We start from the raw sequence: 12,687 nt of genomic DNA, 5'->3' as shown, positions 1-12,687 counted from the left end.
GTCCGCGCCGTCAGGCACGGGCGGGGGCCTTCGCGTTCTCCCGGTTCGGCTCCCCCGGGTCAGCGGTGGCAGGTGGTGATGCCGGGGCGCCAGGGGCAGGCGATGGCGGCGAAGCCGCCGTTCTCTGCGAGGCCGACGGTGAGGGTGGCGCCGCCGGGTATTACCCGGGTCTTCCGTACCAGCGCACCGGGGTCGCCATCAGGGGTGTCGGGGCCGGCGGCGCCATCGGTGATCGTCTCCAGGAGCCACCGTCCCGTAGGGGACGACCCGAGCGCCCCCAGCGGCACCGCCGCCGTACGGGCCTCGCCCGCGTACACCCCGCCCAGGAACCAGCGGTCGCCGTCCCTGCGGGCGAGCACGGCCTCCCGGCCGGGGTCCCCGGCGAGCAGCCGGGTGTCGTCCCAGGCGACGGGCGTCTGCTCGAAGAACGCGCGGGCGAGCGGCCGTTCGTCGTACGACTCGGGGGTGCCCGCCAGCATCTGGAGCCCCGACTCGTACAGCACCGCGAGCCCGGTCTCCGCCGCGTCCGAGTTGGGGCGGAGCCCGACGCGGTGGAAGCCGCCGGGGGTGAAGTCCATGGAGCCGATGACGTTCCGGGTGAACGGCAGGGTGGTGAGGTGGGCCGCGGTGTTGGTGCGCTTCTCCTCGCCGCCGACCCCTTCCAGGGTCATGACATGCGGCCAGGTGCGCTGGATGCCCTTGGGGAGGGTGGAGCCGTGGAAGTCGACCATGAGGTGGTGGGCGGCGGTCTCCGGGAGGATCGCGTCGTACCAGCGGAGCATGGACTGCGCCTCGGAGTCCATGAAGTCGATCTTCACGCCCTTGATGCCCCACCGCTCCAGCGTGGGCAGCCAGAGCGCGCGCTTCTCCGGGGTGTCCAGCTCGCTCTGGTGGACCCAGACGATGATCTCGACACCCTTGGCACGGGCGTAGCGGACGAGTTCCGGCATCCAGCTCGTCGTCGCCCAGTCGGGATCGGCGGTGCCCCACGCGTCCTTCCGGTAGTACCAGCCCGCGTCGACGGCCTCGTACGGCCAGCCGCGCTCGGCCGCGTAATCGACGTACGCCCGCTGCGCCGCGAGGCTCTGGCCCGCGGTGCGGCCCCCGGCCAGCCAGGTCCACAGCACGGTGCCCGGCCGGATCCAGGAGCGGTCGGCGACGCGGGAGGCGGGGGCGAGATCGTCGGTGAAGGTGGACCGGGTGACGGTGGCGAGATCGCCGGTGACCAGGGCGCGCCAGGGGGTGATGAGGGGTGCGTCGGGGGCGCCAGGGACCTCGGTCCCGCTCTCCACCCGGTCGTCGGCCAGGGTGATCCCGTAGGTGGCGCTGCCCTGTTCGTGGGTGAGCCGGGCGCCGGAGTACGCACCGGTCAGATGGGACTCGGCGAGCAGGGCGTAGCCGCCGTTGGTCTCGAAGAGCGCCTGGTAGGAGTAGGTGCCGGTGGGCGCGGTCGCGGCGGTGTACGGGACGAACGGGCCCTCGTTGTCGGCCCGGTAGGCGCCGAGCCAGGCCCGGTCCTCCGGCGCCATCCGGAACGCGGAGGCCTCGCGCACCACATCCCCCGACCCGGCGGGCAGTGCGTACCGGTAGGCGACCCCGTCGGCGGCGGCGCGCACGACGAGGTCGATCCTGGCGCCCCCGGCGGTGGCGAACGCGAGCCGGCTCTCGGTCATCAGGACCCGGCGCTCCAGCCGCTTGCCGGAGGTGGCCCGATACGCCTCGCGGACGGTCCGGTCGGCGCGGCGCAGGAAGCGCAACCCCTGGGAGAGATCGGCCCGTTCGGTGACGAGGCCGACGGGCGAGGGCGCGAGGACGCCCCGTCCGCCCCGCGAGACGGCGAGGCTCAGGGCCCCGGTGGCGGGGTCGAGGGAGACCCGGGCCCGGGGCGCGGACGCGGGCGTGGACGCGGGCGTGGACGCGGGTGTGGACCGGGGCGCGGACCGGGGCGCGGAGATGTTCCAGGCGGTGTCCCGGGCCCGGACCTGGTCCTGGTCCTGTGACGGTCCCTGGGCCTGGGCCTGAGCGTGTGCGGGGCCGGCGGTGAGGGGGCCGGCGGCGAGGAGTGTGGCCGCGAGCGCGGCGCCGAGCAGGGTACGGAGCGGGGCGAGCGCGGTCCTGAGCGGAACCGCCATAGGAAGCCTCCCGGGATGGGGTGGGGTGATGGAGCCGGGGCAGTGCGGCAGGGGGACCCGTACGGGTGGGGGCGTACAGGGGCCCGTACGGGCGAGGCCGTACGGGAACCCGTACGGGTCGGGTCGTACCGGTCAGGGCGTCACGGGCCTGGGCGTACCCCCGATACGGCCCCTAGGGGAGTCCCCAGGCCGCGCCCGGCGCGCCGGCCGGGACGGGCGCGATGACCAGGTCGGGCCGGCGGCCCGAGTGGACCAGGACCTCCCGGCCCCGGGGCAGGTCGACGGCGAGGGTGCCGTCGCCCAGCTCCTCCGTGCCGGCCGGGGTCCCGTCGTCCAGCAGTACGGTGAGCGCCCCGGTCAGCCCGTGCCGGAGCCTGAGGGGCTCGCCCGCCAGGCTCCTGACCCGGATGAACCGGGTGGCCCCGTCCTTCCGTACCGCGCTCACCAGGAAGGCGCCCTGGGTACGGAAGTCGTGCAGCGTGACATCCGCCCACTCGGCCGGGACGGCGGGGAAGACCCGGATCACCCCGCCCCAGCTCTGGCAGAACATGTCGTGCAGCGACTGCGAGGCGGAGAGCGGCGTCTCGATGACCGGACCGGCCTCGGTGTAGTGGGTGTTGGCCTGGCACGGGTAGCGGGTCTCCGGGTCGAAGAACTTCCGCAGATACGTGAGCGCGGTGTCCCCGTCGCGCAGCATTGCGTACATCGAGGCGGCCCCCGTGTAGCTGTACCCCCGGTGGGCCCCGGTCAGCGCGTGCCAGTGGGCCAGCGACTTCGTGATCAGCTCGCGGCTCTCCGGCTGGTCGGCGTCGACGAGATGGAGCGGATAGACCATCAGCAGATGCGAGTAGTGCCGGTGGGACTGGGCGTACGGGGTGTCGGCGCCGATCATGAAGCCGTTCTCGTCGACCGGGTACGGCGTGAGCCGGGCCAGCACCTCGCGCCAGCGGGGGGCCGACGCGTCCTCGATCCCGAGGAGTTCGGCGGAGTCCAGCAGCGTCCGGCAGCCCCACCGGATGAGCGCCAGGTCGTAGTTGGTGTCCTGGGGCGGCACGACCGGGTACTCGGGCGAGAGCGTGCTCGGCAGATGGAGCCGGCCGTCCGGGCCCGGGGTGAGGAAGTGCAGGTAGTAGGCGATGGCCCGGCGGAGCACGGGGTAGACGGTGTCGCGCAGCAGCCGCTCGTCCATGGAGTGGCGGTACGAGAGCCATACGTTGTGCAGCGCCCAGGTGAGGTCGCCGGTCTCGGCGCCGGTGCCCGGTCTGCCGACGTCGCGGCGGGTGAACATGTCGGAGCTGCGGCCGACTCCGGAGCTGTCCGCGCGGTAGGCGGCGGGGACGTTGGCGATGAGCTGCTCCTGGTTCTGCCGGAGCGTGCTGGCGAGGGAGTCCAGCTCCGGGTGGTTGGAGCCGTGGATGAGCCAGTACTCCAACTGGACGTTGAGGTTCCACCAGACGGCGGGCCAGGGGGTGGGCTCCAGCCAGGGGCCGCAGGTGGCCATGACGGGGCCGCCGGCGCGGCTGGCGGAGGCCACCTTGTAGAGCTGGATCCAGTGGAAGGACTGGAGCCGCTGGTCCGGGAAGGAGACGAAACTCTTCTGGTAGAACGCGTGCCACCAGGTGCGATGACGCTCTCTGAGGGTGTGCCAGGAGGCGGCGCGCCGCAGGTTGCGGAGCGCGTCGGTCTCGGCGGCGGTGGCGGAGGGCGCGCTGTGGCCGACGCTGAGCAGCAGGGTGTCGCCGGTACGGCGGTACGCGGTGGCGGTCTGCCCGATGGCGGGTCCTCCGCCCTGCCCTCCGGCGGTGAGCGGCTGGAGCACCAGCTCGGTGCCGTCGGCCGCGGTCCGGGTGGTCCAGGGCGGATGGGCGGCGTACCCGGCGGGCGGCTCCTCGCTGATCTTGCGGGGGCTGATGGCCTCTTCCGGGTGGAAGGTCCAGACGGCGCGCTCGCCGCCGGTGGCCGTGGCGCGGACCGCGAGAACCTCGTCGTGGATGAGGGCGGCGAGGGTGAGGGTGCCGCGGGTGGTGGTGACGGTGCCGGTGAGCTCGGCGTTCCAGAGGCTCAGCCGCCAGTCGACCCCGGTGACGGTGCCGAGCGGGTCCAGGGTGAGGTGCCCGACGGGGAGCCGGCAGGTGCCCCAGCCGCTCCCGAACTCGGGCCGGTGGTCCTGGACCCGGCCGTGCTGGACCGTGAAGCGGATCCGGTCGCTCTCCGGCTCCCGGTACACCATGGTGCCGAGCAGCCCGTCCCCGAGGAACGGCCCCTCGTACCAGACGGCGGGCATCCGCTTCCACACCAGATCCTGCCCCCGCAGGAACCGGGACCAGGCGGTGTCACCGGTCATGGTGTCGCGCAGCGCCCAGGGCCGCCGCGCGGGGGACGCGGGGCGCGGCGCCCGCGAGCCTGCCCCGGCGGGCGCCGCATGGGCCGCTCCGGGTAACGCCGCCACGGCCGCACCGCCCAGCGCGGTGCCGAGCAGGGCCCTGCGGTCCACGGGCGAAGGAGTGTCCGGGGATGAGGTCACTGTCGTCCTCCCAACCTGATGGATCTTCGAATACATCGGATGCATCGGGTGCGCCGGTGAACCTAGGTTTGTTGCGTGCACCTGTCAATGGCCGCCACTCGACGGAATCAGGCCAGTTATGAGGGTGGGTGGGTGGAATCTGGACTGTCGCACCGCGTGTGGCGACCTGGGTCTGCATGGTGACCCATCCGATGTATGGCCGCTGGGTGACGGCTGATCGAAGATCATCGGGTCGCATGACGGTTCGAGGTTTCACTCTTGGTAGTGAATCTGGTAGCGACTGTGGGGGTGGCTGGCTTACGGTGTCCGTATGCCTGGAATCACGATTGAATTCACCGAAGAGGAACTGACCGAGCTGCGCGCGGAGGCCAAGGAGCGGGGCCTCGCGATCAAGCGGCTGGCGCACGACATACTGACCGAGGATGTGGTGCGCCGACGGCAGAAGCAGCGGTTCGTCGAGGGGGCCTCGAAGAAGGCCCGGGTGCTGATGGCGGAGTTCGAGCAGACGTTCCCGAAGGGGCTGCGGTGACCCTTTACGTCGACGCCGGGTGGGTGCTCAATGTGCAGATTGACGTATCCCCGGAGAACACCCCGATCCGTGACTGGGGTGCGCTGCACTGCATGGTCGAGCGGCATCGGTACGAGCGCCTCGCCGGTGAGCCGTACTACGAGGAGGTAGCGGCGAGGGCCGCCACCTTCCTGCACACCGCTGTCCGTCTGCGGCCGTTCACCGACTACAACGCTTCGATCGGCATGGCGTGCGCCTGGGAGTACATGGAGCAGTGCGACATGTCGATCGCGCCGTCGTACGGAGATATCGCGAAGCTCGTCTCGGACATCCGCAGCGACGAGGCGGACCTCCATGAGGCCGCCCGGCTCTTCCGTGACTGGGTCATCTGACCATCCGGCCATCTGACTTCTGGCTGTAGCCCTCGGCCTGCCCGGGCTCGAAGCTGCTCCTCCGTTCATGCCCACAAGGAAAGTTGCGCAATTAATGTTGCGCAACTTTCCTTTTCTGCTTTACGGTCGGCGTCATGGCAGATCAGCAGCAGCGCCGGATCACCGACGCCGCCACCCTCAAAGCCTTCGGCCACCCGCTGCGGATGCGGCTCTACCGGGGGCTCTTCATCGCCCGTAGGGCCACCGCCTCGCACCTCGCGGACCAGGTCGACGAGGCCGTCTCGCTGGTCAGTTATCACCTGCGCAAGCTCGCCGAGCACGGGCTGATCGAGGAGGCCGAGAGCCCGGGGAGCGACGGGCGGGAGCGGTGGTGGCAGGTGGCTTCCGACGGGGTGGCGTGGGCGGCCGAGGACTTCGGGGGCGGGCCCGAGGAGGCCGCCGTGTACCGCACCGTCGGGCGGCTGATCGCCGAGCAGCGCCACGAGCAGTACCTCGCTTACCGGGAGACCGAGAGCGCCTGGTCGCCCGAGTGGCGCACCGCCTCGCTGAGCAGCGAGTATCTCGCCCCGCTCACCCCGGCCGAGCTGACCGCGTTCGGCCGTGAGCTGCATGAGCTGGCCATGAAGTACCAGAACGCCGGGCGCGCCGCCGAGGAAGCGGGCGACACCGCGGGGCGCGAGACCGTCTCCCTGCACCTGTACGGCTTCCCCTTCCGCCCCTGAGCCCTGAGACCCCCGGCCCCTTAGGGGCAACCCGGGTCTCCGCCCCCCGACAGGACCCAGCCCCTTACGGGCCCCGAGAGAGGATGGCGTCGTCGTGAGCGCGCGCCCCGGATCCGCCCCTGACCCAGCCGTCGCCACCGGCTCCGCCGACCCCGAGGAATCCGCCGGGAAACCCGCCCCGGAACCCGTCGCGCCGGGCTCCGAGCGGCCCGCGTACCGGGACGGGAACGTGCTGCGCTGGCTCGGCGCCTACACCGCGTCCATGGTGGGCGACAGCGTCTACTTCCTGGCCCTCTCCTGGGCCGCCGTGCGCAGCGGCACCCCCGCGCAGGCCGGGTTCGTGCTCGCCGTCGGGGCGGTGCCGCGTGCCGTGCTGATGCTCGGCGGGGGAGTGGTCGCCGACCGCTTCGGGCCCCGGCGCGTCGTCATCGGCGGCGACGCCGTGCGGTGCGCCGTCATCCTGGGCGTCGCCCTCGCGCTGGCCCTCACCACCCCCACGCTCTGGCTGCTCCTCCCCCTTGCCCTGGTCTTCGGCGCCGTCGACGCGCTCTTCCTCCCCGCCGTCGGCGCCCTGCCGCCCCGGATCACCGGACCCGGACAGCTCGCCCGGGTCCAGGGCATGCGGGGTTTCGCGCAGCGGCTCGCGGGGGTGGCCGGGGCGCCGCTCGGCGGGTTCGCGGTGGCGGTGGGCGGGCCCGGGGCCGCGTTCGCCGTCGCCGGGGCGCTCTTCGCCGTATCCCTGCCGCTGCTGCTGGCCGTACGGATCGGACCGGGCCCCGCGCCCGGCGCGGACCACGCGGACCAGGGGGCGGAGGAGCGGAGCCGGGGCGACGCCGGAGCCTGGGGGGAGCTCCGGGCCGGGCTGCGGTATCTCCGGGGCCACCGGGTGCTCGCCCCGCTGATGGTCACCGTCGCCGTCGGCGAACTCGGCTTCGCCGGGCCGCTCAACATCGGGCTCACCCTCCTCGTCCAAGAGCGCGGCTGGGGCGCCGACGGGATGGGGGCGATCGTCGCGGCCTTCGGCGCCGGGGCGGGGCTCAGCGCGCTGCTGCTGACCGTACGGGGGCGCATACCGCGCGCCGGGCTCGTCATGTCCCTGGTGCTCTGCGCCGCCGCGGGGTGCGTCGCCGCGATCGGGTATCTGCCGACCGTTCCGTACGCCATGGCCGCCGGCGCCCTGATCGGGCTGCTCGCCGGGTTGAGCGGGGCGCTCTGCTGGGCCGTGCTCCAGACCGCCTGCGACCCGGTCTACCTCGGCCGGGTCACCTCCGTCTCCACCCTGATCTCCGTCGGCCTCACACCGCTCTGCTACCCGGTCGTCGGCGCGGCCGTCGGTCTCTGGGGCGCTGGCCCGGTCTTCCTCGGCTGCTCGGTGGTCTGCCTGGCGGGCGGGGTCATCGGCCTCTGGTCGACGCCGCTCCGCACCGCCGAACTCCCCGGGGCGGGATCGGCCCCGTAACCCCGGAGGGACCGTTGCCCCACGGGGTCAGGGCGCCTCGTACAGCCGTACGGGCGCCCTCAGCCCCTCCCCAGTGGCCGAGCGGCCGGCGGCCCGGCCCCGAGCACCCTCAGGCGATCCCCAGCTTCGCGCCCCTCACCTTGCCGATCGCGTCCGGGTCGCCCTCCAGGTCCAGTTTCGCCGCGTCCTGGCGGCCCGACAGGAAGAGGAGCAGTTCGTTCGGCTCGCCCGTGGCCGTCACCACCGGGGTGCCCCGGTGGGCCACCGCCGTCTGGCCGTCCGGGCGGCGCAGGACCAGGCCGACCGGGGACTTGCGGCCCATCAGCCGGCCGCCCTTCTCCAGCCGCGACCAGAGGACATCCGCGAAGACCCGGTCCACCTCGCGCGGGGTCCACTCGGGCTGCGCCCGGCGGACGTCCTCGGTGTGGATGTAGAACTCGACCGTGTTCGCCACCTCGTCGAGCTGCTTGATCCCGTACGGCGACATCTTCGGCGGACCCGTCCTGATGAGCTGGATCAGCTCCTCGTACGGCTTCGCGACATACTCCGCCTGGACCCGCTCCAGCCGGTTGCCGAGCGCCGTCAGCATCATTCCGGCGGCGGCGTCCGGGCGGCGCTCGCGGACCACCACATGGGCCGCCAGGTCCCGGGTGAGCCAGCCGTCGCAGAGCGTCGGCGCGTCGGGGCCCGTGGCCTCCAACAGATCGGCGAGCAGAAGTCGTTCACGCTTGGCATGGGTCGACATGACACCAGCGTACGGCGGCCGGAACCCGTCCGCCCAGTGGACGTCACCCCGGGCGGCCCGCCGCGCGCGGCACAATGGGCGCATGACCAGCACCACCGGGGCACCGTCCCCCAGCGGCGGACTCGACCCCGCCATCGCCGACCGGCTCAAGCGCAGCGCGGACGGGCTGATCCCGGCGATCGCCCAGCAGTACGACACCGGCGAGGTGCTGATGCTGGGCTGGATGGACGACGAGGCGCTGCACCGCACGCTCACCACGGGACGGTGCACCTACTGGTCCCGCAGCCGCCGCGAGTACTGGGTGAAGGGCGACACCTCCGGCCATGTCCAGTACGTGAAGTCGGTCGCCCTGGACTGCGACGCGGACACCGTCCTCGTCCAGGTCGACCAGGTCGGCGCCGCCTGCCACACCGGCGACCGTACGTGCTTCGACGCCGATGTCCTGCCGCTCGCCCCTACGGGGTAGCCAGGTCGGGGGCCGCCCCTACGGGGAGGGCACCCCTACGGGGAGGGACGCCGGGACCATGGGGGCCGCCCCGGGTACCCCTACGGGCAACCCAGGGGGACCCCCGCCGGGGCGCACGCCCGCACCCCCTCGTACGACCGCTGAACGCGCCCCCTGCGCGCCCCCCATGCACCCTCCCCGCCCCCGCCCGCCCACCGAGTAGGGTCAGCCGCCATGGACCTTGAGACCTTCCGCAAGCTGGCGGTGGACCGCCGCGTCATCCCCGTCAGCCGGCGCCTCCTCGCGGACGGGGACACCCCGGTCGGCCTATACCGCAAGCTCGCCGCCGAACGCCCCGGCACCTTTCTCCTGGAGTCCGCGGAGAACGGCCGCTCCTGGTCCCGCTACTCGTTCATCGGCGTACGGTCCTCCGCCACCCTCACCGAGCGCGGCGGCCGGACCCACTGGCTGGGCACCCCGCCCGTCGGCGTCCCCGTCGACGGCGACCCGCTGGCCACCCTGCGCGCCACCCTCCAGGCCCTGCACACCCCCCGAGACCTGGCCTCCGGCATGCCGCCCTTCACCGGCGGCATGGTCGGCTACCTCGGGTACGACATCGTGCGCCGGCTGGAGAAGGTCGGCGACCACGCCCGCGACGACCTGCGCATCCCCGAGCTGACCATGCTGCTCACCTCGGACCTCGCCGTCCTCGACCACTGGGACGGCTCCGTCCTGCTGATCGCCAACGCGATCAACCACAACGACCTCGACACCGGCGTGGACGACGCCTACGCGGACGCCGTCGCCCGGCTCGACGCGATGGCCGCCGACCTCGACCGCCCGGTCCACTCGCCGCCCACCCGGCTGCCCGCCTCCGAACTCCCCGAGTACACCGCGCTCTGGGGCGGCCCCGCCTACCAGGACGCCGTCGAGGACATCAAGGAGCGGATCCGGGCCGGGGAGGCCTTCCAGGTCGTGCCCTCCCAGCGGTTCGAGACGCCCGTCACCGCGAGCGCCCTCGACGTCTACCGGGTGCTGCGGGCCACCAACCCCAGCCCGTACATGTACCTCTTCCGCTTCCCCGCCACCGAGGACGGCGCCGCCTTCGACGTCGTCGGCTCCAGCCCCGAGGCGCTGGTCAAGGTGGAGGACGGCCGCGCCATGGTCCACCCCATCGCCGGCACCCGGCCGCGCGGCGCCACCCCGCAGGAGGACCAGGCGCTCGCCGACGAACTCCTCGCCGACCCCAAGGAGCGCGCCGAGCACCTGATGCTGGTCGACCTCGGCCGCAACGACCTGGGGCGGGTCTGTGAGCCGGGCAGCGTCGAGGTGGTCGACTTCATGTCCGTCGAGAAGTACTCGCACGTCATGCACATCGTCTCCACCGTCACCGGCCGGGTCACCGGCACCCGTACCGCCTTCGACGTGCTCACCGCCTGCTTCCCGGCGGGCACCCTCTCCGGCGCGCCCAAGCCGCGCGCGCTCCAGATCATCGACGAGCTGGAGCCCACCCGGCGGGGGCTCTACGGCGGCTGTGTCGGCTATCTCGACTTCGCCGGGGACTCCGACACGGCCATCGCCATCAGGACCGCGCTGCTCCGCGACGGTACGGCGTACGTCCAGGCGGGCGCGGGGGTCGTCGCCGACTCCGACCCGGTCTCGGAGGACACCGAGTGCCGCAACAAGGCGGCGGCGGTGCTCCGGGCCGTCCACACCGCGAACCGGATGGGCGGCTGAGGCGGGCGCCCCAGGGCCCCCGGCCCCCGGGGCGTTTCGGGCGGTAGGGGATAGTGGGGTGCGTGAGTGCCGTACCCGTACCCCAGCCCCGTACCGCCGCGGGCCCGGCGGCCGCCGACGCGCGCGGTGGACGCCGCCCCCTCGCCGCCGCCCTGCTCCTCGGCGCCCTCGGTGCCGCCGTGGTGCTGATCTCCTCGGGCCAGACCTGGGCGGAGGGCTCGGCGGCCGTCGGGGGCGGCACGCTGCCGCTGGCCGCCGAGGGACGGGACATCACCGGGGTCCCCGCCGCCCTCGCCGTCGTCGGCCTCGCCGCGCTGGTCGCCGTCTTCGCGGTACGGGGCGCCGGGCGCCGGGTGGTCTCGGCGCTGCTCGCCCTCAGCGGCGCGGGCGCCGCCCTCGCCGCCCTCCTCGGCGCCGGGGACCACGCGGCGCTCGACGCCGAGGCCGCGCGGACCACCGGGGACACCGCCGCCACCGTCTCCGGGCTGAGCCACACGGCATGGCCGTACGTCACCTCCGCGGGCGGCGCCCTGATCCTTCTCGCGGGGGTGCTCGCCCTCGGGTACGGGCGCCGCTGGCCCGCGATGTCCGGGCGGTACGAGCGCCCCGGCGCGGCGGCGGGCGGCGCGCGGGGCGGTGCCCGTGGCCCCCGTAAGGCCCCCGTGGTCGACCCCGACCGGCCCGAGGACCTGTGGAAGGCCCTGGACCGGGGCGAGGACCCGACCCGGGAGAGCTGACCCGGGAGGGCTGCCCCGGAGGGGCTGCCCCGGACGTGTGGGCCGCGACGGCCGGCCCGCGAGAGGCGGGTCACACCGGGCCACCCCCGGGAACCGTCCCGGTGGCGCATGCGGGACAATGTCCGGTGAGCGTCCGACCCACCCAGCGCCTACGGCGCGAGGACAACCGAGAACAACGAGGAGCAACTCATGGCGGGCAGCAGCCACGGACACACCCCGGCGGCCTGGACCGGTGTCACCATCGCCTTCATCGGCTTCTGCGTCTCGGGGGTCGCCATGGTGGCGGTCAACATCCTCGCGTTCTGGGGCGGCCTCGTCGTCGTCCTGATCGGCGGCGGTGTCGGCATGGCGATGAGCGCGGCGGGCCTCGGCATGCCGAAGGAGTCGGCGGAGCTGGCCGCCGCCCGTAACGCCGCCGCGAGCAAGCAGGTCAACCTGCGCTCCGAGGACATCCGGGCGCGGATCCTCGCGCAGACCGAGGCCCACGAGGCGGCGCACGCCCCCGCGCCGCTCGCCGCCGAGCCGCAGGCCCAGACCGTCTGACCCGTCCGGCCCCGTCCGACCTGTCCGCTCGGGCGCCCCGGCCGCCCCGGCCGCCCCGCCCGGCAGCGATACGCGTGACGCGGTCCGGCGGGGCCGGGCTGCGTCTTTCCGCCGGAACGGTGAGAATCACCGGGTGAACCCCGCCCTGTACGAGATCCCGCAGCCCGCGTCCCGGGGCCGGCGGCTGCTGCTGCCGTTCGCCACCCTCGCCGGGGTCGCCGCCGCGTTCACCTATGTCGGCCTGGTCGACCCGAACGAATCCGGCCACTATCCGCCCTGCCCGCTCTACGCCCTCACCGGCCTCTACTGCCCCGGCTGCGGCGGCCTGCGGGGCGCCCACGCCCTCGCCCACGGCGATCTGGCCGGCTCGCTCGGCGACAACGCGCTCGCCGTCGTGGGGTACGCGGTCTTCGCCGTCGTGTGGGTGATCTGGGTGGTAGGTGCCGGAAAGGGGCGGCCCCTGAGGATCACCCAGCGCCCCCTGTGGTGGTGGAGTTTCGGCGCCGTACTCCTGGCGTTCAGCGTGCTGCGGAACCTGCCCTACGGTTCCTGGCTCGCGCCCTGACCGGTTCCTGGCCGGTTCCTGGCCGGCCCCGGTCCGGCGCCCGGCCGGCTCCGGCGCGGGCCGCCCCGCCGCCCGGATGCGGGCCCACGGGGCCACATCATCTAGCATCGGAAGAACCGGACAACGACGGCGTGGCCGAAGAGCGCCCGATGGCAGCTCGGGCCAACGTCGGTACGAT

Annotated in this window: 11 protein-coding genes and 1 pseudogene; 9 read left to right on the top strand and 3 right to left on the bottom strand. The window is 73.6% G+C overall.

All coding sequences use genetic code 11. The features are described from left to right. Window positions 1–59: 59 nt before the first annotated feature. Both AB0O07_RS11635 and AB0O07_RS11630 read right to left on the bottom strand, forming a co-directional pair. On the bottom strand, window positions 60–2,132 hold the full coding sequence (locus tag AB0O07_RS11635) for a glycoside hydrolase family 97 catalytic domain-containing protein (protein WP_365630793.1): 2,073 nt from the start codon (window positions 2,130–2,132) through the stop codon (window positions 60–62). A 172-nt stretch (window positions 2,133–2,304) separates the two neighbouring features. Next, complete coding sequence (locus AB0O07_RS11630) at window positions 2,305–4,476, bottom strand: Tat pathway signal sequence domain protein (protein WP_365631532.1); 2,172 nt, start codon at window positions 4,474–4,476, stop codon at window positions 2,305–2,307. A 490-nt stretch (window positions 4,477–4,966) separates the two neighbouring features. On the opposite strand from AB0O07_RS11630, the gene AB0O07_RS11625 reads away from it, so the two are divergent. The 4 genes from AB0O07_RS11625 to AB0O07_RS11610 all read left to right on the top strand — a co-directional run bounded on the left by AB0O07_RS11625 (window position 4,967) and on the right by AB0O07_RS11610 (window position 7,737). Beyond that, window positions 4,967–5,185, top strand: coding sequence for a hypothetical protein (locus AB0O07_RS11625; RefSeq protein WP_365630791.1), 219 nt, complete (start codon window positions 4,967–4,969; stop codon window positions 5,183–5,185). After that, window positions 5,182–5,556 (top strand): hypothetical protein, encoded by a 375-nt coding sequence (locus tag AB0O07_RS11620; RefSeq protein WP_365630789.1) that lies wholly within the window; start codon window positions 5,182–5,184, stop codon window positions 5,554–5,556. The genes AB0O07_RS11625 and AB0O07_RS11620 overlap by 4 nt, the downstream gene beginning before the upstream one ends. Window positions 5,557–5,690: 134 nt before the next feature. Beyond that, entirely contained in the window at window positions 5,691–6,278 is a 588-nt protein-coding gene (locus tag AB0O07_RS11615; RefSeq protein WP_365630787.1) for a helix-turn-helix domain-containing protein, read from the top strand. A 229-nt stretch (window positions 6,279–6,507) separates the two neighbouring features. Beyond that, the gene (locus tag AB0O07_RS11610) at window positions 6,508–7,737 is read left to right on the top strand and encodes an MFS transporter (protein WP_365631530.1); all 1,230 of its coding nucleotides are present in this window, start codon (window positions 6,508–6,510) and stop codon (window positions 7,735–7,737) included. Window positions 7,738–7,846: 109 nt separating this feature from the next. Here AB0O07_RS11610 and AB0O07_RS11605 read toward each other — a convergent pair whose 3' ends face one another. Then, on the bottom strand, window positions 7,847–8,482 hold the full coding sequence (locus AB0O07_RS11605) for a TIGR03085 family metal-binding protein (protein WP_365630785.1): 636 nt from the start codon (window positions 8,480–8,482) through the stop codon (window positions 7,847–7,849). A gap of 82 nt (window positions 8,483–8,564) precedes the next feature. Here AB0O07_RS11605 and hisI point away from each other — a divergent pair, with 82 nt between their 5' ends. From hisI to AB0O07_RS11580, 5 genes and pseudogenes are all read left to right on the top strand, one after another. Then, on the top strand, window positions 8,565–8,948 hold the full coding sequence (gene hisI, locus AB0O07_RS11600; RefSeq protein WP_365630783.1) for a phosphoribosyl-AMP cyclohydrolase: 384 nt from the start codon (window positions 8,565–8,567) through the stop codon (window positions 8,946–8,948). 213 nt (window positions 8,949–9,161) lie between these two features. Then, window positions 9,162–10,664, top strand: coding sequence for an anthranilate synthase component I (locus AB0O07_RS11595; RefSeq protein WP_365630781.1), 1,503 nt, complete (start codon window positions 9,162–9,164; stop codon window positions 10,662–10,664). 53 nt (window positions 10,665–10,717) lie between these two features. Beyond that, window positions 10,718–11,401, top strand: a complete 684-nt coding sequence (locus AB0O07_RS11590; RefSeq protein WP_365630779.1) for a TIGR02234 family membrane protein — start codon at window positions 10,718–10,720, stop codon at window positions 11,399–11,401. A gap of 189 nt (window positions 11,402–11,590) precedes the next feature. After that, window positions 11,591–11,809: pseudogene (locus AB0O07_RS11585) on the top strand (HGxxPAAW family protein); the annotation flags it as partial. Window positions 11,810–12,077: 268 nt separating this feature from the next. Next, window positions 12,078–12,509, top strand: a complete 432-nt coding sequence (locus AB0O07_RS11580) for a DUF2752 domain-containing protein (protein ID WP_365630777.1) — start codon at window positions 12,078–12,080, stop codon at window positions 12,507–12,509. The last annotated feature ends 178 nt before the right edge of the window (window positions 12,510–12,687 follow it).

The sequence above is a fragment of the Streptomyces sp. NPDC093085 genome, from assembly GCF_040683935.1.
Classification (GTDB): Bacteria; Actinomycetota; Actinomycetes; order Streptomycetales; family Streptomycetaceae; genus Streptomyces.
Note: the sequence above shows the minus strand (reverse complement) of the source record. Positions and strands in the feature narration are given on the sequence as shown.

Excerpts from the sequence above, each read along its gene's own strand:
- AB0O07_RS11615 (WP_365630787.1), top strand. The coding sequence starts at position 5,691 with ATGGCAGATCAGCAGCAGCGCCGGATCACCGACGCCGCCACCCTCAAA.
- AB0O07_RS11625 (WP_365630791.1), top strand. The coding sequence starts at position 4,967 with ATGCCTGGAATCACGATTGAATTCACCGAAGAGGAACTGACCGAGCTG.
- AB0O07_RS11595 (WP_365630781.1), top strand. The coding sequence starts at position 9,162 with ATGGACCTTGAGACCTTCCGCAAGCTGGCGGTGGACCGCCGCGTCATC.
- AB0O07_RS11630 (WP_365631532.1), bottom strand. The coding sequence starts at position 4,476 with ATGACCGGTGACACCGCCTGGTCCCGGTTCCTGCGGGGGCAGGATCTG.
- hisI (WP_365630783.1), top strand. The coding sequence starts at position 8,565 with ATGACCAGCACCACCGGGGCACCGTCCCCCAGCGGCGGACTCGACCCC.
- AB0O07_RS11605 (WP_365630785.1), bottom strand. The coding sequence starts at position 8,482 with ATGTCGACCCATGCCAAGCGTGAACGACTTCTGCTCGCCGATCTGTTG.
- AB0O07_RS11635 (WP_365630793.1), bottom strand. The coding sequence starts at position 2,132 with ATGGCGGTTCCGCTCAGGACCGCGCTCGCCCCGCTCCGTACCCTGCTC.